Genomic DNA, 20,949 nt, shown 5'->3' with positions numbered 1-20,949 from the left:
GCCATGTCCAAACACATCCTGCTCGGCATCAGCGGCGGCATTGCCGCCTACAAATCCTGCGAACTTGTGCGCCTGTTGAAAAAACAGGGACACGAAGTCAGCGTGGCGATGAGCCGCGCCGCCACGGAATTTGTTTCCCCGCTTACCTTTCAGGCACTCAGCGGCAATCCCGTTTTGAGCGACACGCACGAAGGCGGCGCGGGCAACGGCATGGCGCACATCAACCTCGGCCGTGCCGCCGACGTTTTCCTTATCGCTCCCGCCAGTGCCGACATCATCGCCAAAATCGCGTGCGGCATTGCCGACAACCTGCCCGCCGTGCTGGCCGCCGCCCGCAACTGCCCGCTGGCGGTTGCGCCGGCGATGAACGTGCAGATGTGGCGCAATCCCGCCAACCAAAGAAACATCGCGCAGCTTGTTGCCGACGGCATCACCGTTTTCCCGCCGGAATCGGGCGATCTGGCCTGCGGCGAAAGCGGCGAGGGGCGGATGGCCGAAGCTGCCGCCCTTGCCGATCTGCTGCCCGATTTGTGGACGGAAAAAAGCCTGCGCGGCCGCAAGGTGCTGATTACCGCCGGAGCCACCTTCGAACCCATAGACCCCGTGCGCGGCATTACCAATCTGTCCAGCGGCACCATGGGCGCGGCACTCGCCCGCGCCTGCCGCGCCGCCGGAGCGCAGGTGTCGCTCGTATACGGGCAGATGCAGGCCGCCCTGCCTGCCGGACTGTATGAAACCGTTTACGCGCCGAGTGCCGCAGCGATGTACCGCGAAGTGATGGCACGCGCGGCGGCAAGCGACGTGTTCATCGCCGTGGCCGCCGTGGCCGACTACAAAGTGAAAAACGCCGCCGCACACAAGCTGAAAAAAGACGGCGGCGGCGCACCGCCCGTTATCGAACTCGAAGAAAACCCCGACATTCTCGCCGCCGCCGCCGCCCTGCCGAATCCGCCTTTCTGCGTCGGCTTTGCCGCCGAAAGTCGCAATGTTTTGGAATACGCCCGCGCCAAGCGTTTGAAAAAAAACATTCCGCTGATTGCGGCCAACGACGTTTCCGTGGCGATGGGCGGGCGCGATACCCAAATTACCCTGATCGGGGAAGGCGGGGAAACCGTGCTGCCTGCCGGCGGCAAAGACCGTGCGGCGGCGGCGGTGGCGGCAAAAATCGCGGAGCTGCTGGACGGGAGATAGGCGGAGACCCGCGCCGCCAGATGTATAGAGGCCGTCTGAAAAAGCATATGCTGCGTTTTCAGACGGCCTTTGGTGTTTGTGCGGAATGTATGGCTTTGCGGCGGGTGTGGTTGTGGTTTGCTGCAAGGCGGGGATTTGCTGTGGCGGGGAACGCGTGCGTCGCTTTGGGCGACACCCTACTTTTGGGACAGGCCGTCTGAAAAGCATATGCTGCGTTTTCAGACGGCCTTTGGTGTTTGCGGGATGTATGGCTTTGCGGCGGATGCGGTTGTGGCTTGCTGCTGGGCGGGATTTGCTGTGTGGCGGGAAACGCGTGCGTCGCTTTGGGCGGCACACCCTACTTTTGGGGCAGGCCGTCTGAAAAGCATACGCTGCGTTTTCAGACGGCCTTTGGTGTTTGCGGGATGTATGGCTTTGCGGCGGATGCGGTTGTGGTTTACTGCCAGGAGGGATTTGCTGCGTGGCGGGGAACGCGTGCGTCGCTTTGGGCGACACACCCTACTTTTGGAAAGGCCGTCTGAAAAAGCATACGCTGCGTTTTCAGACGGCCTTTGGTGTTGGTGCGGGATGTATGGCTTGCGGCGGGTGTGGTTGTGGTTTGCTGCCAGGAGGGATTTGCTGCGTGGCGGGAAACGCGTGCGTCGCTTTGGGCGACACACCCTACTTTTGGGCAGGCCGTCTGAAAAACGGGGCGGCGGGAGCGGGCGGTTGCGGCTGCGGCAAAGCCGTGCTTTCAGACGGCCTGTCTGCCTTGCGGCCGGACGGGTCAGCTTCTGAAATAAAAGCCGTCTTTGTCTTCGCAGCGGCGTATCGGCCAGCCGTAAACCTGTTCCAAAAGCTCGGGCCGCATCACGGCTTCGGGGCTGCCGGTTTCGACGACTTTTCCTTTGTCCATCAGGATGACGTGGTCGGCATAACGCGCGGCGAGGTTGAGATCGTGCAGCACCATCACGGCGGAGGTGTCGGCTTTGCGGCCGGACAGGTGCTGCATCAGGCGGTGCTGGTGGCGGATGTCGAGGTGGTTGCACGGCTCGTCGAGCAGCAGGACGGGCGCGTCCTGCAATAGGGCGCGGATGATGTTGGCGCGTTGCTGTTCGCCGCCGGAAAGCCTGCCGATGCGTTTGCCGGCGAGTGCGGCGAGATCGAAATAGGCCAGCAGCGCGTCGGCCTGTTCGTGGTTCAGACGGCCTTTTTTGGCGTAGGCGGCCAGGCCGATGTAGCCGCGCACGCTCATGGGCATATTGTAGCGGCCGTGCTGGCCGACCCAGGCGGCTTTGCCTTGCCGCACCTGCGGCGCGGCGGGTGCGCCGTGGAGCAGGATTTCGCCTTGGCCGGTTTGGCCGATCAGGGCGCGCAGCAGGGTGGATTTGCCCGCGCCGTTGGGGCCGATGACGGCGGTCATGCTGGCGGCGGGAAAGTCGAGCGCGTCAACGGACAGCAGGGTTTTGCCTTTTACGGCGACGTGGAGCTTGCGGACTTGGAAGGTGTGCGTGGTCATGATGTGGCCGTCTGAAATTCAGCGTTGCGCGGAGCGGAGGAACAGATACAGGAAGAATGGGCCGCCGAGCAGGGCGATGACGATGCCTGCGGGCAGATCTACGGGGTAGGTGAGCCAGCGCGAGATGCCGTCTACCAGCATTAAAAACACCGCGCCGGCCCAGGCCGAAAGCGCGGTGAGGCGGCTGCGGCCGCCGCCCACGGCCTGCGCCAATACGTTGGGGATCATCATGCCGAGAAAGCCGATGATGCCCGCCAGCGACACCGCGCCGCCGGTCATCAAGGCCGCACCGACCACGGTTTGCACGCGCACGCGGCCGACCGATACGCCCATGCTGACGGCGGTGTCTTCGCCCGTCATCAGCACATCCAGCCGCCGTCCGGCCGAGAGGAGCAGGACAAAGCCCGGCAGCATACTGCCCAAGGCCAGAAGCGGCGAGGAAAAGCCGGCTTCCGACAGGCTGCCGGCCAGCCAGTTGCTCGCGCTGCGCAGGGTCATGTCGTCGGAAAGAAACAGAATCATGCTGACTGCCGCGCCGGCAAACGCGCTCAATACGAAGCCCAACACCAGCAGCCCGGGCGTGCCGCCGCCCACCAGCCGGTGTGCGGCCAGAATCAGCAGGCACACGCCCAACGCGCCGCAGAACGCGGCCACCGGCACGCTCACTGCGCCGCCGCCCAGCGCGATCACGGAAATCACACCCAAAGCCGCGCCGCCCGACGATCCGATCAGGCTCGGGTCGGCCAGCGGGTTTTCAAACAAGGCCTGCAAGGCCGCGCCCGATGCGGCCAGACCCGCGCCGACCAAGAGCGCGGTGTAAATACGCGGCAGGCGGATTTGGCGGGCGGTTTCGTCCATATTGTGCGGCCAGTCCCAGCCGCCGAAACCGATGCCGCAGCAGAACCAGACGGCGGCGGCGGTGAAGATGATGCCGATGATGAGGGGGATGGGTTTCATGGTGAGGGGTTTCGCTTGGTGGAGGTTTTCAGACGGCCTCTTGGATTTGTACGGGTGTTGCCCTGCGGCGTACACGCGTTTTTGTTTTGCGGACAGGCGCGGATTTGCTGCGTGGCGGGGAATGCGTGCGTCGCTTTGGGCGACACACCCTACCGTTGGCAGGCCGTCTGAAAACGGGGAAACGGCTTTGGCTGGGCCGAAGCGGTGTTTTCAGACGGCCTGTGCGTTTTATTTGCCCAGCGCGTTCAGCTTGCGCACGATTTGCGGTGTGTCCAGGCCGTAGCGGAACATATCGTTGGCTTTCCACAGGTAGATTTTGCCGTTTTTGGCGGCGGGGGTGGCGGCGATTTCGGGGCGGGCGGCAAATTCTTTCACGCTGCCGATCATGGCGGTGTTGTGGTCGGCGATGATGATGATGTCGGGCTTGGCGGCCGTCCATGCTTCGCGGGTCATCGGTTTGAGGCCGTCTATCATCGAGGCGGCGTTGCTGCCGCCCGCGCGGCGGATGATTTCGTCGGCGGCGGTGTTTTTGCCCGATACGATGCGGCCGTCGTAGCTGAACAGATAGCGTTTGCCGTTGGCGGGCTGCTGCTTCATGCCTGCCTGCCATTGGGCGGCGGCTTTGTCGGCTTGGGCTTGTCTGCCGATGAGCCCGCCGATGCGGCGTATGCTTTGCGGATAGGCTTCGATGCTGTCGTCGGGGGCGACGTTTACCGCGTTGATGCCGGCTTTTTTCAGGTGTTCGAAGATGCTTTCGGGCTGCGCCATCCACGAGCCGATGGCGATGTCGGGCTTGACGGCGGCTATGGGTTCGACGGTGAGGCGGCGGTGGATGCCGATGCTGGGTTTGCCTTTGAGTGCGGGGTTTTGCACGGTTTGGTCTTTGCCGACGATTTCGTCGAGCGCGCCGAGTTCGACGACTACGTCGGCCACGTCGGGGGTCAGTACGACGATGCGTTGCGCGTGGGCTTGGAGGGCGAGGGCGAGGGCGAGCATCAGGGCGAGGGCGGGGAGCTTGGTATTCACGGGTTTTTCTTTCGTCAATCCGCTTGCGCGGTATGGAAGATGTGCCGGCGGGCGGCACGGCCTGAATTGGGGCGGAGGCCGTCTGAAAACGGTATCCGCCCCGCGTGGTTTTAGAATTTGATATGTGCGCCGATGGCGAAGTTGCGGCCGCTGTCGGTGTAGGTGTCGTTGAGGGCGGAGGATTGGAGTCCGGCCACGTCGGCGTGCTGCCAGTATTTTTTGTCGCCGATGTTGTAGATGTTCGCGCTCAGTTCGACGTTTTTCACGGGTTTGTACCATACGCCTGTGTCCCATACGCCGTAGCCGGGGGTTTGGAATATGGTGCTCGAGCTGGTGCGGTTTTGTTTTGTCGCCCAGCGCAGTTTCGTACCCGCGCCCCATTTTTCCTGCGCGTAGTCGATGCCGATTACGCCGTTGAGGGGGTAGGCGGAGTCGAGCGGGCGGCCGTCGGCCTGTTTGCCGCGCATCCAGGCAACGCTTGCATTTGCCTGCCAGCCGCCGCCGATTTTGTAGGCGGCGGCGGCTTCGAGGCCGTAGGTGCGCACGCGGTCGAGGTTTTGGTATTGGTATTGCAGGATGGGGCGGCCGCCGATGATGGCGGTGCCGATGTGGGTTTGGCCGATGAAGTTTTTGTAGCGGTTGTAGAACGCGGTGAGCTGCGCTTTGGCGCGTTCGTTTTTAAACTTCATGCCCAGCTCGAAGCTGTTGGAGCGTTCGGATTTGAGGTTGGGGTTGGGCACGACGGCGTAGCCGTAGGTGGTGTTGGCGAAGGCCATGGTCGCGCTGTCGAAGGGCGGGGTGCGGAAGCCCTGCGAGTAGGTGGCAAAGCCGGTGAAGCGGCTGCCCACAGGCACGCTCAGGCGCAGGCTGGGCGTAAGGGCGGAGTCGCTGAATTTGGGCATATTGGCGGAATTGGGGTTGGCGTTGCGGTAGGCTTCGTCGACTTTGGTGTCGAGCTTGTCTTTTTCGTAACGCAGCGCGGGGGTCAGGATGATGCCGTTGCCGAAGGTGAGGCTGTCTTGGGCATAGAGGCTGAAGGTTTTGCGGCGGCTGTCGGGGAAGGTTTTGTTGGGGAAGGTGCTGCCGGCGTAGATTTTGCTGGTGGCGCCGGTGAGGTTGTCGACGGTGAGGCTGTCGCGCGGGCGGGCGGTTTCGGTGTGTTTGTATTCCGCGCCGGCTACGATGGTGTGGCGGATTGCGCCGGTTTGGAGATCCCATACGCCGCGCGAGGTGATGCCGCGTATGGTCTGCTCGAAGCCGTAGTCGGAATAGCGGGTGCTGTCGGCGGTGGTGCGGCCGCCCCTGGTGGAGACGGAGGAGGTGATGGCGTCGTCGTCGCTTTTCATTTTCTGGCGGTACAGGCTGATGTCGGCTTCTTTCAGACGGCCTTCGCCGGTGTAGCGGTAGCCTGCGGCGATGCGCTCGCGGCGGATGCGGTCGTAGGCTTCGTTGAGGGTGGTGGCGGTGGTAACGGGACCGCGCACGGAGCTGCCCAGGCCGTTGGCAAGAACGGTGTCGTTTTTGCGGCGGAAAAGCTCGTATAGGGTTTCGAAGCGGTGGTTGGCATTACCGACGCTGCCTTTGGCCAGGATGTTGTAGGCTTTGTTTTTCTGCGGGTTGGAGGCGGTGCGCGCGGTGGTGTAGCTTTCGTTTGCGCCCATGTTTTCGGTTTCGTGCCCCTGCCTGCGGGTAATCATCAGCAGGCCTTCGGCGTTTTCGTGGAAACCGGCGAAGGAGGCGGTGGCTCCGTGGCTGTTGTCGCGGCTGCGCCAGCCGTATTTGAGGCCGAAGTGGCCGCGTTTGTCGGCATCGACGAAGTCGCGCGGCGAGTAGGTAACCATATTGACCACGCCGCCGAGCGCGTCGCTGCCGTAGAGCGCGGAGTAGGGGCCTTTGACGATGTCGGTTTGTTTGAGGGTGTCGGGTTCGACCATGTCGCGGCCGGAGATGGCGCCGTTGGTGCCGCCGCCTTCGTAGGCTTCTGGGATGCGGACTCCGTCCACCATCATGAGGATGCGGTTGCCGCCGATGCCGCGTATGCTGACACCGGCATGGCCGCGCCGGTTGTTGTCGGACGGGGCTTCCACGCCCGGCTCGTAGAGGACGATGTCGTCGATATTGGACGCTGCGGCGCGGTTGAGGGTTTGGCGGCCGATAACGGATACGTTCGGCGCGGCTTTGTCGAGGGTTTGCGCGTTGCGGTCGGCGGTTACGACCACGGTTTCCAATGCGTCGGATTCGGCGGCATCGGCGGCATACAGGGCGGGGGAAAAGAGTGCGGCAACGGCGCAGGCAAGAATTTTGGGTTTCATCTTTACAAACTCGTTAAAGGATTAAAAATGGTTTGTATTTATAACGCCAAATGTTAAAACGTGCAAGTAATAATGAAAAATAATAAAGGCCGTCTGAAACTTGGTTTTCAGACGGCCTTTGTGCGGTGTGCCGGCATTTAGCGGCGGCGGTTTTTCAGGAAGCGTTCGAATTTTTCCATTGCTTCTTCAATCTGGTAGACATGGGGCAGGGTAACGATGCGGAAGTGGTCGGGGCGTATCCAGTTGAAGCCTGTGCCGTGTACCAGCAGGACTTTTTCCTGCACCAGAAGGTCATAAACAAATTCCATATCGTCTTTGATGCGGTACATTTCGGTGTCGATTTTCGGGAACATATACATCGCGCCCATCGGTTTGACGCAGCTTACGCCGGGAATCTGCGTCAGCATTTCGTAGGCTTTGTTGCGCTGTTCCAAAAGCCGCCCGCCGGGCAGGATAAATTCGTTGATGCTCTGGTAGCCGCCCAGGGCCGTCTGAATGGCGTGCTGCATGGGGGTGTTGGCGCACAGGCGCATCGAGGCGAGCATGTCGAGGCCTTCGATATAGCCTTTGGCGTGGTGTTTGGGGCCGTTGAGCAGCATCCAGCCCATGCGGAAGCCGGCCACGCGGTAGGCTTTGGAGAGGCCGTTGAAGGTAACGGTGAGCAGGTCGGGGGCGAGGGCGGCGATGTGGTGGTGTTGTGCGCCGTCGTAGAGGATTTTGTCGTAGATTTCGTCGGAAAACACCATCAGGCCGTAGCGGCGGGCGAGTTCGGCGATTTCGAGCAGGATTTCCCTGCTGTATACCGCGCCGGTGGGGTTGTTGGGGTTGATGACGACGATGGCTTTGGTTTGCGGCGTGATTTTGGCTTCGATGTCGGCGAGGTCGGGAAACCAGCCGTTTTCTTCGTCGCAGAGATAGTGGCGCACCGTGCCGCCTGCGAGTGTGGCGGCGGCCGTCCACAAGGGATAGTCGGGCGCGGGAACGAGGATTTCGTCGCCGTTGTCGAGCAGTGCCTGCATCGACAGGGTAATCAGCTCGGATACGCCGTTGCCGATATATACGTCGTTTACGGTTACGTCGCGCAGGCCTTTGGTTTGGTAATAGTGGACGATGGCTTTGCGGGCGGAATACAGCCCTTTCGAGTCGCAATAGCCCTGCGCGGTGGGCAGGTTGCGGATTACGTCCACCAAAATCTCGTCGGGCGCGTCGAAGCCGAAGGGGGCGGGGTTGCCGATGTTGAGTTTTAGGATTTTGTGGCCTTCCTCTTCGAGTTGGAGGGCTTTTTTGTGGACGGGGCCGCGTATGTCGTAGCAGACGTGGTCGAGTTTGGAGGATTTGGCGAATTGTTCCATGGGGTGTGTTCCGTAAAAAGATGTATTCGGGGCGTAAATGTACCCTGTTTGCGGGGCAATGGCAAAGGCCGTCTGAAAACCTGTTTGGCGTGTTTTCAGACGGCCTTTCTGTTCGGCGGGCGGGGTTGCCCGCCTGCGCCAAAAGCGTGTTTTCAGACGGCCTCGAAATGTTTTGCTGCCGTCTGAAAACGGGTTACCGCTCAATCTGCGATACGTCGCGCACCGCGCCTTTGTCGGCGGAGGTGGCCATGGCGCCGTAGGCGCGCAGGGCGGCGGAAACATAACGTTCGCGGTTTTCCGGCTTCCATGCCCCGCTGCCTTTGGCTTCCATTTCGGCACGGCGGCGGGCGAGTTCTTCGTCGGAGATTTTCAGGTTGATGCTGCGGTTGGGGATGTCGATTTCGACGGTGTCAAACTCGCGCACCAGGCCGATTGCGCCGCCTTCGGCCGCTTCGGGGGAAACGTGGCCGATACTCAAGCCCGATGTGCCGCCGGAGAAGCGGCCGTCGGTTAGGAGTGCGCATTCTTTGCCCAAGCCTTTGGATTTGAGATAGCTGGTGGGATACAGCATTTCCTGCATACCGGGGCCGCCTTTGGGACCTTCGTAGCGGATGATGACGATGTCGCCGGCTGCGATTTGGTTGGCCAGAATGCTTTCGACGGCGGAGTCTTGGCTTTCAAACACGCGGGCGCGGCCGCTGAATTTGAGAATGCTGTCGTCCACGCCGGCGGTTTTGACCACGCAGCCGCGCTCGGCGATGTTGCCGAAGAGTACGGCCAGGCCGCCGTCTTGCGAATAGGCGTGTTCGACGCTGCGGATACAGCCTTTTTCCCTGTCCAAGTCCAATGTTTTCCACATACGGTTTTGCGAAAAGGCCTGCGTGGTGCGCACGCCGCCGGGCGCGGCTTTGAAACGCTCGATGGCGCGGGTGTTTTCGGGATTGGTAACGTCCCATTTTTCAATCGCGTCTTTGAGCGTGGGGGCGTGGATGGTGTACACGTCGGTGTGCAGTTTGCCTGCTTTGTCCAGCTCTTTGAGGATGGCGAAGATGCCGCCGGCGCGGTGTACGTCTTCCATATAGTAGTCGTGGTTGTTGGGCGCGGTTTTGCAAATACAGGGCACTTGGCGGCTGAGACGGTCGATGTCGGCCATTTTGAAATCAACGCCGGCTTCGTGGGCAACGGCCAAAAGGTGCAGGATGGTGTTGGTGGAGCCGCCCATGGCGATGTCCATGGTCATGGCGTTTTCAAAGGCTTTTTTGGTGGCGATGCTGCGCGGTAAAACGGATTCGTCGTTTTGCTCGTAATAGCGTTTGGTAATTTCGACAATCATGCGGCCGGCTTCGAGAAACAGCTCTTTGCGGCCGGCGTGGGTGGCCAGATAGGAGCCGTTGCCGGGCAGCGACAGGCCGAGTGCTTCGGTGAGGCAGTTCATCGAGTTGGCGGTAAACATGCCCGAACACGAGCCGCAGGTGGGGCAGGCGTTTTGTTCGATTTCGTCGACGGCGGCGTCGGAAACTTTGTCGTCGGCCGCATCAATCATCGCGTCCACCAAGTCCAAACGCCGCTCGGGCTGGATGTTGGCAATGCCCAAGACCCTGCCTGCTTCCATCGGGCCGCCGGAGACGAAAATCGTGGGAATGTTCAGGCGCATCGAGGCAATCAGCATTCCGGGGGTGATTTTGTCGCAGTTGGAAATACACACCAGCGCGTCGGCGCAATGGGCGTTGACCATGTATTCGATGGAGTCGGCAATCAGATCGCGGCTGGGCAGCGAGTAAAGCATGCCGCTGTGTCCCATGGCGATGCCGTCGTCCACGGCGATGGTGTTGAACTCTTTGGCAATCGCGCCTGCTTTTTCAATCTCGCGGGCAACGAGCTGGCCCATATTGTGCAGATGCACATGGCCGGGTACGAATTGGGTAAAGGAATTGGCAATGGCGATGATGGGCTTGCCGAAGTCGGTTTCCATTACGCCGGTGGCACGCCACAGGGCGCGCGCACCGGCCATATTGCGGCCGTGGGTGGAGGTTTTGGAGCGGTAGTCGGGCATGGTTGGTGTGTCCTTTGATTGTTGGTGTAATGAGAGGCCGTCTGAAAGCGCAGCTCCAACGAAGTGAAAACCTGTTTTCAGACGGCCTGAAAGGTGCGGCATTCTATACCAGCGGGGCAGGGCGGGAAAGCAGCGGGGGAGGCCGTCTGAAAAGCGGGTTTGGCCGTTTTCAGACGGCCTCCGTGTATATGGCGCGGCCGGGTTGTGCCGGAAAAGCGTGCGCGGCGCAAACTGACGGTATGCCGTTTTCAGACGGCCTCAATGCAGGTGTTCGTAAATTTTCTCGGCCAGGGCTTTGCTGATGCCTTCGACTTGGGCGAGGTCTTCTTTGCTGGCGGCGGCGAGGCCGCGCAGACCGCCGAAGCGGGTGAGCAGGGCTTGGCGGCGTTTGCTGCCTACGCCGGGGATTTCGCCCAGCGTGGAGGTGATGCGGGCTTTGTCGCGTTTTTTGCGGTGGCCGGTGATGGCAAAGCGGTGCGATTCGTCGCGCACGGTTTGCAGCAGGTGCAGTGCGGGGCTGTTGGGCGGCAGGCGGAAGGTTTCGCCGGTGAAGGGCAGGATGAGTTCTTCCATGCCGGCTTTGCGTTCGGGGCCTTTGGCGATGCCGACCAAGGGGATGGACAGGCCGAGTTCCTGCCACACGGATACGGCTACGCCGATTTGGCCTTTGCCGCCGTCGATGAGTACTGCGTCGGGCCATTTGACGGCTTCGCCTGCGGCTTCGGCCTGCCGCATTTTGCCGTAGCGGCGGGTGAGTACTTCGCGCATGGCGGCGTAGTCGTCGCCGGCTTTGGCGGTGGTGATGTTGTAGCGGCGGTATTGTGCGGGTTGGATGTTGTGTTCGTCGTACACGACGCAGGATGCGACGGTGGCTTCGCCTTGGGTGTGGCTGATGTCGAAGCATTCGAGGCGGTTGAGGCCGTCTGAATCCATGTTGAGGATTTTGGCCAGTTCGCCGGTGCGCTGCTGCTGGCCGGTGTGTTGCAGACGGCGTTGTCCGATGGCGATGCGGGCGTTTTGTTCGGCCATGCCGAGCCATACTTTGCGCTCGCCTTTGGTTTTTTCGACGAATTGGATTTGGCGGCCGTGTTCGCCGTCCAATGCTTCGCGCAGGGCGGCGGGTATGGGGAAATTGCTGATGATGATGTCGGGCTTGGCTTTGCCGAGATAATGTTGGGCGACAAAGGCTTCGGCGTAGTCTTGGCCTTGCGGGTCGGGGTCGTTTTTGAGGTCGGGGAAAAAACTTTTGTCGCCGACGTGCCGCCCGCCGCGTATGCTCACCCAGTGTACGCAGACGAGGCCGTCTGAAACGGCCAGCGCGAGCAGGTCGATGTCGTTGGGGTTGTCGGGATTTTTGCTGTCGATAAACTGGCTGCTCTGTATGATGCCGAGGGCTTGGATTTGGTCGCGGTAACGGGCGGCCTGTTCGAATTCGAGATTTTCGGCGGCATCGTGCATTTTTTGTTGCAGCGTTTGTGTGAGTTCGGCGGTTTTGCCGTTGAGAAAAGCGGCGGCCCGGTGCACGCTGTCGCGGTAGTCTTCTTCGCTGATGTAGCCGGCGCAGGGCGCGGTGCAGCGTTTGATTTGGTAGAGCAGGCAGGGGCGGTCGCGGTTGGCGAACACGCTGTCTTCGCAGGTGCGCAGCATGAATACTTTTTGCAGAATCTGGATGCTGTCGCGTACGGCGCTGCTGTTGGGATAGGGGCCGAAGTATTGGTTGGGCTTTTTGAGCGTGCCGCGATAGTAGGCCATGCGGGGGAAGGTGTGGCCGCTGAGCATGAGGTAGGGATAGCTTTTGTCGTCGCGAAACAGGATGTTGTATTTGGGAGCGAGGGATTTGATGAAGTTGTTTTCGAGGATTAACGCTTCGGCTTCGGAGCGGGTAACGGTGGTTACGATGTGGTGTATCTGCTTCACCATCAGCGCGATGCGCGGCGAATGGTCGTTTTTCTGGAAATAGCCCGACACGCGCCGTTTGAGATTGACTGCTTTGCCGACGTACAGCACATTGCCCGCTTTGTCGAAAAAGCGGTATACGCCGGGCAGCAGCGGCAGGTTTTTGAGGAAGGTCGGAATATCGAAATCGGGCTGCATCATCGGGTGGGCGGTGGGCGGGACGGGTGTGGCGGTGCGGCGGCTGTGTTTTCAGACGGCCTGCGCCGGCATTACAGGCGTGCGGCCAGGGCTTGGGCGGCGGCGGTTTTGCTTTCGCCGTCGGCGGTGTCCGCGCCCTGCGGGTTGAGCGGCGACCAGCGCGGGCGGCCGCGGGCTTTTTGCAGCTCGGGCGGCAGCTTGGACGGCGGCCACGGAGTGCGGCCGCTTTGCAGGCGGACGGGGCTTTGCGCCGCGTGGCCGCGCGTTTGCAGGGCGGCGAGCAGGTCGAGGGCGCGGGCGGCGAGCAGGGTAAGGGTTTCGGGCGCGGCGGTCAGAATCTGCCTGCCGCTGATTTTGTCGGACAAATCGTTCACATTGGGCAGTACGCCGCCGATCAGGCTGCCGATGGCGGTGCCCATGCCGAGCGATCCGCCGAGGGTGGCGAGGTCGAAGCCGAGGCCGATGAGTGCGCCCGCTGCCGCGCCCGTACCGGTGCGGATGCCGTATTCTTTCAGCGTGCCGCTGTCGAAGGGGTCTTGGTTTTGCGTGTGCAGCACCCATTGCGCGCTTTCCACGCCGTCGGTGTAGAAGCGGTAGAGGTGCAGGAGTTTTTGGTGCAGACGCTGTTCAAGGGCGCGTACGGCCTGCTGCATTTCTTCCGTCAGCGGCGCGGTGTCTTCGTTTTCTCCTGCTTCGCGGCGGCAGGCGGCGGCTTCGATAAGGAAGAGGGCGACCGCGTCTTTGGCTTCGCTGCCGAGCCGCTGCCATTCGCGGCTGCGGGCGGCGGTCAGCCTGTCGAGGATGCTGCCGTCGGACAGCATGGTGGCAAGGTTTTGCCACAGGCGGATTTCGCCGTCGAAATCGAAGGCAACGGTGTCGAAGCTGCTGCAAACGTGCAGGTTGCGCCGCGCGAGCATGGCGATCCACGCAGACAGATCCTGCCCTGCGGTGAAGTTGAACACGGGCATCACCGGTTTGGCACACCAAGACAAGACGGTCAGTTCGTCTTTGTATTTTTCCAGCACCGGCTCGCGTGCGTCGATGACGTAAAGGGCGGCATCGCTGTGCAGGAGCTGGCGCAGGACTTTCGCTTCCTGGTTGAATTCTGCGGCGGCGGCGGGGGAGGTGAGGAATTGTTGCAGGCGTTCGATGCCGTCGCTGCGGACGGAGGTGTGCGTTTCCAGCCAGTCGAGCACGCCGCCCGCGTCTTCGAGGCCGGGCGTGTCGTGGAGGAGGACGAGGGTGTCCGCGCCGTCGTTTACGGCGGAACGTTCGACGTGGCGGGTGGTGGAGGGGGCGTTTTGCACGTCGCCGAAAGCGGCATCGCGCAGCAGGGTGCGCATGAGCGAGGTTTTGCCGGTGTTGGTGTGGCCGACGACGGCGAGGCTGAGTGCGGTGGATTCGGACATGGCGCGGGGCGTGGTTTATTTTCCGGACACTTGCTCCGCAGCAGAGGAAAGTCCCTGCGAGAGCGATTGCAGCATGGCTTCGTAGCCGTCGCCCTGCTGCGGCGTTTCGGCACGGAAGCGGCGGCTGCCGTCGGCGCGGCGGACATAGCCTTCGACCAGCGTGCTGCCGCGGTAGGTGCCCTGGAAGGCTTCCAGATAGACGGTAAGCGACTGCGCCGCGCTGCTTTGGTGGGACGGAACGAAATAATGCCGCGCCGAACCTGCGCGGTTGAATTCGTTGGCAAAACGGGCGGCTGCGGCCTGTTCGAGCGGCTGCGCCCACAGATGGCTGCGGGCGTGGTTCAGTTGCAGCGCGTCGGTCTGGTAGGTCAGGCCGCCCTTATCCAGCGGCGCGGCAAGGACGACGCGTACGGCGATTTCGCTTTTGCCCTGTGTGTGTTCGGGCATTTGGAAACGGCTGTCGGGCAGGGTAAAGTAGGAAACGGGCTGGGAGGCGCAGGCGGCAAGCGCGAGAAAGGCGGCAGACAGAAGGACTTTGTTCATATTGCGGGGTTTCGGTCAAAACGGCGGGCATTATACACGAGGGATAAAAGGCAGCCCGAAGGCTTTCAGGCTGTTTTGGAGCAGCGCGTTACATGATGCAGGCTGCGGCTTGCTGCTATGGCAGCTTGGATTGTCATTTCATATCCATATAAGTGTCATGCTTAGAATAAAATTTAAGATTTTGTACAATTTCCCCTATGCTTGCTTCATTTTTTTGCAATAGTGAATTTTCTATTACGGAAACAAATTGTTGCCCATAGTAAAGGAGTTTAAGTTTATTGCTTATCACAAAATCAGAATATCCTTCCGGATTTTCATCTTCATCAATCAAATCGTCATCCAATGGTTCATCTACAAAACAATATGGGTCATCGGCTAGGTCAATAGATATGTTCTCTATAAAAATATCACGATATTCGAAGTAATCCCTGCCGTCTGAGATATTTTTCTTAGTTGCATCCACAACAAAATCTATTAAATCAAATAAACGATATTTGGTCTGGATGGCAAACGGATTCATAAAACTGTCTCCAAAGATTATTTGCAAGGATTGGCACATTTGCCTGTGCCTTTGGGAGGAGGCCGTCTGAAAACCGGCCAAGCGTTTGCGGCTTGGCCGGATGCGTTTTCAGACGGCCTCCCGATACGGAATACGGATATGGCGCGGGCTTATCCCGCACCGTGCGATTCGGGGTTGGCGAGCCACGCGCTTTGGTTTTGGCCGGTGTAAAACTCTTCCTTCCAAATCGGTACTTGGGCTTTGACGGTGTCGATGATGAAGCGGCAGGCGGCGAAGCCTGCGTCGCGGTGTCCGGCGGCCACGCCCACCCACACGGCCATGTCGCCCACTTCGAGGCGGCCGTGGCGGTGCACGCACACGGCATCGGCGATGGCAAAGCGGCGTTTGGCTTCGGCGATGACTTCGTTGCCCGCGTTGAGTGCCAGTTCGCGGTAAACGCTGTACACCAGATAATCGACGCGGCTGCCTTCGTTTTTGCGGCGCACCCAGCCTTCGAAGCAGTTGAACGCGCCGCAGTTTTCGTTGCCGAGCAGGCGCTCGCGCAGGGCGGCGGCATCGATGGGGGATTCGGTAAGGTCAAACATTTTCAGCCTCCGGCTACGGGCGGGATAAAGGCCAGTGTGTCGCCTGCTTCGAGTGTGGTGTCCCATGCGGCGAATTGGTGGTTGACGGCGCAGCGCAAACGCTCTTGCGGCAGGGTAAAGCCGTATTGCGCGGCAAGACGGGAATATACGGCGGCGGCGGTGTCGCTGTTGTCCAGGGCAACGGTTTCGCTGTCTTTGCCTGCCGCTTCGCGCAGGGCGGCGAAGTATAAAATTTGGATTTCAGCGGCTGAAGTCATGTTTGCCTCCGGTTTTGTGCAACAGGCGCACGTCTTGGATTTCGATGTCGTGGCTGAGTGCTTTGGTCATGTCGTACACGGTAAGTGCGGCTACGGTTACGGCGGTGAGGGCTTCCATTTCCACGCCGGTTTTGTGGGTAACGGCCACTTCGGCACTGATGTTCAGGCTGTATGATGCGTCGTCGTATTCGAGTTCCAACTTGCAGCGCTCCAGCATCATCGGGTGGCACATCGGTATCAGCGCGGCGGTGTTTTTGGCGGCCATGATGCCGGCGACGCGGGCGACTTCGGTAATCGCGCCTTTGGCGGTTTGGCCGTTTGCCGCCTGAATCTGCGTGTAAACTTCGGGCGGGAATACGACGCGGCCGCCTGCTACGGCCACGCGGCGGGTTACGGCTTTATCGCCGACATCGACCATGCGGCTTTTGCCTTGTTCGTCAAGATGGGTGAGGGACATGGGTTTCCTTTCGCGGCGGATGGAAAAAGTGGCGCATCATGCAGGCTTTATGCCGTGCTGGCAAGTGTGCGGCAACAGGCCGTCTGAAAACGGGAAATCCGTTTTCAGACGGCCTTTCGCGTCAGGCGTATGCGGCTTGGGAAAATGAGAGTATAAATCAGATACGAAATAGGTAGGCCGGCTACTCCTTTCGGCTAGTGCGGCTTCCGCATTAGGGCAACTGATTTTTTCACGGGGCAGGCATAGAATGGCGGTGCAGCTGTTCCGTATGGCGCAATATTCCGTGCAAAACGGTATGCGGAACGGCCGGTAGATTGGTACACAATCTGTTTATATTTAACCGCAACAAAGGAAATCGGAAATGAAATCCGAAAACTACAAACGTTATTCGGTGCTGGTGTCCAGCACGGTGTCGTTTACCGTCTGCTTTATGATCTGGCTGATGTTTGCCGTAGTGGGTGTACCGATTCAGAAACAGCTCGGACTTACCGAGGCGCAGTTCGGCATCCTTACCGCCATCCCCGTGTTGTCCGGCTCGCTGATACGCGTGCCGCTGGGCATTCTTACCGACAAATACGGCGGCCGCATCGTGCTGTTTGTGCTGATGCTGGTGAGCGTGCCGTTTATCTATCTGATGCAGTATGCCACCGCCTACTGGCATTTTTTGGCCATCGGCCTGATTATGGGCTTGGCGGGCGGCTCGTTTTCGGTGGGTACGCCCTATGTCGCCCGCTGGTTTCCCAAAGAGCAGCAGGGCTTGGCGATGGGCGTGTTCGGCGCGGGCAACGCGGGCAGCGCGGTCAACAAGCTGCTGGCTCCGGTGCTGATTAAAATGGCTCCCGCCGCAATGGTGGCGGCCGGTGCGTGGAAAATCGTGCCCAATGTGTATGCGGCGATTATGCTGTGCACCGCCATCCTGTTTTGGTTTACCAGCTATCATGATCCGAAGCACCTGGTAGATTCCAAAGTCAGCCTCAAAGAGCAGCTTTTGCTGATGAAAGACCCGGGCGTGCTGCGTTACAGCCAGTATTATTCCGTGGTATTCGGCGGCTACGTCGGCCTCGCGCTGTGGATGACGCACTACTACATCGGCGAATACGGCATGTCTTTGCAGACTGCCGCGCTGCTGGCGGCCTGCTTCTCGCTGCCGGGCGGCGTGCTGCGCGCTCTGGGCGGCTATCTTTCCGACAAGTTCGGCGCATATAAAGTTACCTGGTATGTGATGTGGGTGCTGTGGGTGTGCTTCTTTATCCTGTCCTACCCGCAGACCGACTTCGTAATCAACACCACCAAAGGCGTACAGAACTTCCATATCGGCCTGAACGTTACCCTGTTTACCGTTCTGATGTTTACCGCCGGTATCGCCATGGCGGTGGGCAAGGCTTCGGTGTTCAAATTCGTGGCCAACGATTATCCCGACAACATCGGCGCGGTATCCGGCGTGGTCGGCCTGGCCGGCGGCTTGGGCGGCTTCCTGCTGCCGATTATGTTCGGCGTGCTGCTGGACTACACCGGCATCCGCTCCACCGCCTTTATGCTGCTTTACGGCACGGTATGCGTGTCGCTGGTTTGGATGCATTTTTCGTTCAAACCGAACCGCGGGCAGTAATATGGAACAGGCAGCCTGAAAAACTGTTGCAAACGGCTTTTCGGGCTGCCCGACGTACTTTTCAGACGGCCTGCAAACCAAAGGCAGCCTGAAACACGACAGGCCGTCTGAAAGCCAAAAATATCTGATTTCAAAACCTTTTCCCCAGGAGCAACCTATGTCCCACCCCATCCAAGACTGGCGGCCGGAAGACCCCCAATTCTGGCAGACCACCGGCCGCAAAATCGCCCGGCGCAACCTGTGGATTTCCATCCCCGCGCTGTTTCTCGCCTTCGCCATGTGGCAGGTGTGGAGCGTCGCCACGCTGAACCTGCCCAACATCGGCTTCCAGTTCACCAAAAACCAGCTCTTCTGGCTCGCCGCCGTGCCCGCCCTGTCCGGCTCCACGCTGCGCGCCGTCTATTCCTTTATGGTGCCGATTTTCGGCGGCCGCCGCTGGACGGCCATCTCCACCGCCAGCCTGCTGCTGCCCGCCGTCGGCCTCGGCTTTGCCGTGCAGGACCCCACCACCAGCTACAGCACCATGATTATCCTCGCCCTGCTGTGCGGCTTCGGCGGCGGTAATTTTTCGTCCAGCATGGCCAACATCAGCTTCTTCTTCCCCCGCGCTGAAAAAGGCACGGCTCTGGGCTTGAACGCCGGCTTGGGCAACCTCGGCGTATCCGCCGTACAGTTTGTCGTCCCCCTAGTGATTACCGCAGGCGTATTCGGCGCACTCGGCGGCGACCCGCAGATTCTGGCCGACAGCGGCAAACAAGTCTGGCTGCAAAACGCCGGCTTCGTGTGGGTGCCCTTTATCCTCGCCTCCTCCATCGCCGCCTGGTTCGGCATGAACGATTTGGCCAGCGCGAAAGCCAGCTTCAAAGACCAGGCCAGCATCTTCAAACGCAAACACAACTGGCTGATGTGCATCCTCTATCTCGGCTGCTTCGGCTCATTTCTCGGTTTTTCCGCAGGCTTTCCCCTGCTCACCAAAACCCTGTTTCCCGGCATGCCCCTTTCCTACGCCTTCTTAGGCCCGCTCATCGGCGCAGCCGTGCGCCCGCTCGGCGGCTGGGTGTCCGACAAGGTCGGCGGTGCGAAAATCACCAACGTCGTCTTTACCGGCATGATTGTCGGCGTATTCGGCGTACTCGCCTTCCTGCCCGACGCATCCGGCAACGGCGGCAATTTCTGGGGCTTCTTCGCCTGCTTCATGCTGCTGTTTGCGCTGGCCGGACTGGGCAACGGCTCCACCTTTATGCAGATTCCCATCATCTTCAACATCTACCACAAAAAACGTGCCGACGCGGGCGAAACCGACCACGAAACCGCGCAGAAAGACGCCATCCGCGAAGCCGCCGCCGTTATCGGCTTCACCGCCGCCTTTGCCGGCTACGGCGGCTTTTTGATTCCCAAAAGCTACGGCACATCCATCGAAATGACCGGCAGCGTGAATGGCGCGTTATACAGCTTTATCGTGCTGTATGCCGTGTGCGCACTGATCAACTGGTGGTACTATCTGCGTAAAAACGCCGAAGCCAAATGCTGACGGCAAAGGCCGTCTGAAACCGCCGGCCCGTCCTGCCAAGCGGCTTTTCAGACGGCCTCTTTCCCGCCGTATCCCGACGGGAAAGCCCACACACAACCAACCGCAAAACCAAAGGAATCCCCATGGCACTCACCAGCGTACAAGAACTGCAAACCCTGATACACGACAAAATCGCCGCCCGCTGCCGTCTGCCCGAAACCGAAACCGTCCCCGCCGTTGCCGCCGTCGGCCGCATCCTTGCCGAAGACATCGTATCAACCGTCAACCTGCCGCCCGCCGACATCTCCGCCATGGACGGCTACGCCCTGCAATCCGCATCCGCCGCAGGCAGCGAATGGGTAGTGGCGGGCGAATCCGTGGCCGGCGGCGCGTTTTCAGGCTGTCTGCTGGACGGCGCGTGCGTACGCATCATGACCGGGGCGGTTGTTCCCGACGACTGCAATACCGTCATCGTGCAGGAAAACGTAGCCTTTTCAGACGGCATCATCCGCCTGGAAAAAGACGCGGCAGAAGGCGCGAACATCCGCCGCAAAGGCGAAGAAATCGCCGCCGGCGACACCGTCCTCACCGCCGGCCGCATCCTGCGCGAAGCCGACATCATGCTCTTGGCCGCCCTCGGCCATGCCGAAGTGCCCGTGCGGCGCAAAATCCGCGTCGCCCTTTTATCCAGCGGCAACGAACTGTGCGAGCCGGGCGAGCCCAACAACGGCCGCACCGACCAAATCTACGACAGCAACCGCGCCATGCTCGCCGCCCGCCTGTCCGGCCTGCCCGTCGAAATCATCGACTTCAAACAAGTCGGCGACGACCTTGAAGACGTGTTGCACGTATTCGACGAAGTCATCCGCGCCGCCGACGTACTGATTACCACCGGCGGCGTATCCGTCGGCGACTACGACTTCATGCGCACCGCCGTCGAGCGCGTCGGCAGCGTCCACCACTACAAAGTCGGCCTCAAACCCGGCAAACCCTTCGTGTTCGGCCGCATGATGGACACCTGGTTTTTCGGCCTGCCCGGCAACCCCGTATCCGGCTTTGTCGGCTTCGACATCTTCCTCAAAGCCGCCCTCTGGCAGCTCTGCGGCGCGTCCGATATTCCGCAGCCGCTGCGATTCACCGCCACCCTGAGCGAGCCGGTAACGAAAAACCACAGCCGCATGGACATCCAGCGCGGCATTATCGAACAGCAGCCCGACGGCACATGGCTGGCGCGCCCCTGCGGCAAACAGGATTCGCACCGCATCCTGCAAGTATCCCGCGCCAATGCCTATCTCGTCCTGCCCGCCGAAAGCGGCCCGTTGGACGCAGGCGAAAGCGTAACCGTGCAGCCCTTCGACGGCGCGTTTCTGTAAATTTGCGGCGGCAGGGCAGGAGGGGGCGGTACGACTCCATAGGGTAGGTGCCGCAGGCAAGCACGTGGTTGGCAGAATCCGGCGAACCGTGTGTGTGGCAAAGCAAGCCGCAGCGAGTTTGCTTGTCGGGCATCAATGCCAGACCAACTGAAAACCGCAATCCTGACCTGTAAGCCGATTTTCAGAACAAAGGAAACCTCATGC

The 20,949-nt window shown here is 60.6% G+C and carries 18 protein-coding genes; 4 read left to right on the top strand and 14 right to left on the bottom strand.

All coding sequences use genetic code 11. The annotated features are described in order from the left end of the window. The first annotated feature begins 3 nt into the window (after positions 1–3). Complete coding sequence (gene coaBC, locus DYE40_RS10415; RefSeq protein ID WP_115309041.1) at positions 4–1,191, top strand: bifunctional phosphopantothenoylcysteine decarboxylase/phosphopantothenate--cysteine ligase CoaBC; 1,188 nt, start codon at positions 4–6, stop codon at positions 1,189–1,191. Positions 1,192–1,409: 218 nt separating this feature from the next. Here coaBC and DYE40_RS12370 read toward each other — a convergent pair whose 3' ends face one another. From DYE40_RS12370 to moaC, 14 genes are all read right to left on the bottom strand, one after another. Further along, complete coding sequence (locus tag DYE40_RS12370; RefSeq protein ID WP_147286630.1) at positions 1,410–1,850, bottom strand: hypothetical protein; 441 nt, start codon at positions 1,848–1,850, stop codon at positions 1,410–1,412. Positions 1,851–1,957: 107 nt separating this feature from the next. Continuing rightward, positions 1,958–2,689: an ABC transporter ATP-binding protein gene (locus tag DYE40_RS10410; protein WP_115309040.1), complete on the bottom strand. Its 732-nt coding sequence runs from the start codon at positions 2,687–2,689 to the stop codon at positions 1,958–1,960. Positions 2,690–2,707: 18 nt separating this feature from the next. Beyond that, positions 2,708–3,646: a FecCD family ABC transporter permease gene (locus DYE40_RS10405; RefSeq protein ID WP_115309039.1), complete on the bottom strand. Its 939-nt coding sequence runs from the start codon at positions 3,644–3,646 to the stop codon at positions 2,708–2,710. Between the two features lie 228 nt (positions 3,647–3,874). After that, positions 3,875–4,642: a heme/hemin ABC transporter substrate-binding protein gene (locus DYE40_RS10400; protein WP_115309281.1), complete on the bottom strand. Its 768-nt coding sequence runs from the start codon at positions 4,640–4,642 to the stop codon at positions 3,875–3,877. A 140-nt stretch (positions 4,643–4,782) separates the two neighbouring features. Continuing rightward, positions 4,783–6,984, bottom strand: a complete 2,202-nt coding sequence (locus DYE40_RS10395) for a TonB-dependent hemoglobin/transferrin/lactoferrin family receptor (RefSeq protein ID WP_115309038.1) — start codon at positions 6,982–6,984, stop codon at positions 4,783–4,785. A 137-nt stretch (positions 6,985–7,121) separates the two neighbouring features. Next, positions 7,122–8,336, bottom strand: a complete 1,215-nt coding sequence (locus DYE40_RS10390) for a pyridoxal phosphate-dependent aminotransferase (protein ID WP_115309037.1) — start codon at positions 8,334–8,336, stop codon at positions 7,122–7,124. A gap of 193 nt (positions 8,337–8,529) precedes the next feature. Continuing rightward, positions 8,530–10,389 (bottom strand): dihydroxy-acid dehydratase, encoded by a 1,860-nt coding sequence (gene ilvD, locus DYE40_RS10385; protein ID WP_115309036.1) that lies wholly within the window; start codon positions 10,387–10,389, stop codon positions 8,530–8,532. 258 nt (positions 10,390–10,647) lie between these two features. Further along, positions 10,648–12,483, bottom strand: coding sequence for an excinuclease ABC subunit UvrC (gene uvrC / locus DYE40_RS10380; RefSeq protein WP_115309280.1), 1,836 nt, complete (start codon positions 12,481–12,483; stop codon positions 10,648–10,650). Positions 12,484–12,554: 71 nt separating this feature from the next. Continuing rightward, a complete protein-coding gene (locus DYE40_RS10375) occupies positions 12,555–13,892 on the bottom strand; it encodes a DUF3482 domain-containing protein (protein ID WP_115309035.1) in 1,338 nt (445 codons plus the stop codon). Between the two features lie 15 nt (positions 13,893–13,907). Then, positions 13,908–14,435, bottom strand: coding sequence for a PqiC family protein (locus DYE40_RS10370; protein WP_115309034.1), 528 nt, complete (start codon positions 14,433–14,435; stop codon positions 13,908–13,910). 133 nt (positions 14,436–14,568) lie between these two features. Then, positions 14,569–14,994 carry a DUF7716 domain-containing protein gene (locus DYE40_RS10365; RefSeq protein WP_115309033.1) on the bottom strand — a complete coding sequence of 142 codons (426 nt, stop codon included), beginning with the start codon at positions 14,992–14,994 and terminating at the stop codon, positions 14,569–14,571. Between the two features lie 110 nt (positions 14,995–15,104). After that, positions 15,105–15,539, bottom strand: a complete 435-nt coding sequence (locus DYE40_RS10360) for a molybdenum cofactor biosynthesis protein MoaE (RefSeq protein ID WP_115309032.1) — start codon at positions 15,537–15,539, stop codon at positions 15,105–15,107. A gap of 2 nt (positions 15,540–15,541) precedes the next feature. Beyond that, positions 15,542–15,796, bottom strand: coding sequence for a molybdopterin converting factor subunit 1 (gene moaD, locus DYE40_RS10355; protein ID WP_115309031.1), 255 nt, complete (start codon positions 15,794–15,796; stop codon positions 15,542–15,544). Further along, positions 15,780–16,253 carry a cyclic pyranopterin monophosphate synthase MoaC gene (gene moaC / locus DYE40_RS10350; protein ID WP_115309030.1) on the bottom strand — a complete coding sequence of 158 codons (474 nt, stop codon included), beginning with the start codon at positions 16,251–16,253 and terminating at the stop codon, positions 15,780–15,782. The genes moaD and moaC overlap by 17 nt, the downstream gene beginning before the upstream one ends. Before the next feature lie 361 nt (positions 16,254–16,614). Here moaC and DYE40_RS10345 point away from each other — a divergent pair, with 361 nt between their 5' ends. From DYE40_RS10345 to DYE40_RS10335, 3 genes are all read left to right on the top strand, one after another. Then, positions 16,615–17,862 carry an MFS transporter gene (locus DYE40_RS10345; RefSeq protein WP_115309029.1) on the top strand — a complete coding sequence of 416 codons (1,248 nt, stop codon included), beginning with the start codon at positions 16,615–16,617 and terminating at the stop codon, positions 17,860–17,862. 157 nt (positions 17,863–18,019) lie between these two features. Then, complete coding sequence (locus DYE40_RS10340; protein ID WP_115309028.1) at positions 18,020–19,393, top strand: NarK family nitrate/nitrite MFS transporter; 1,374 nt, start codon at positions 18,020–18,022, stop codon at positions 19,391–19,393. 122 nt (positions 19,394–19,515) lie between these two features. Beyond that, positions 19,516–20,745, top strand: a complete 1,230-nt coding sequence (locus DYE40_RS10335) for a molybdopterin molybdotransferase MoeA (RefSeq protein WP_115309027.1) — start codon at positions 19,516–19,518, stop codon at positions 20,743–20,745. The last annotated feature ends 204 nt before the right edge of the window (positions 20,746–20,949 follow it).

The organism is Kingella potus (assembly GCF_900451175.1).
Taxonomy (GTDB): domain Bacteria; phylum Pseudomonadota; class Gammaproteobacteria; order Burkholderiales; family Neisseriaceae; genus Neisseria; species Neisseria potus.
The sequence above is the reverse complement of the archived record's forward strand: the minus strand, read 5'-3'. Positions and strand labels throughout refer to the sequence as shown.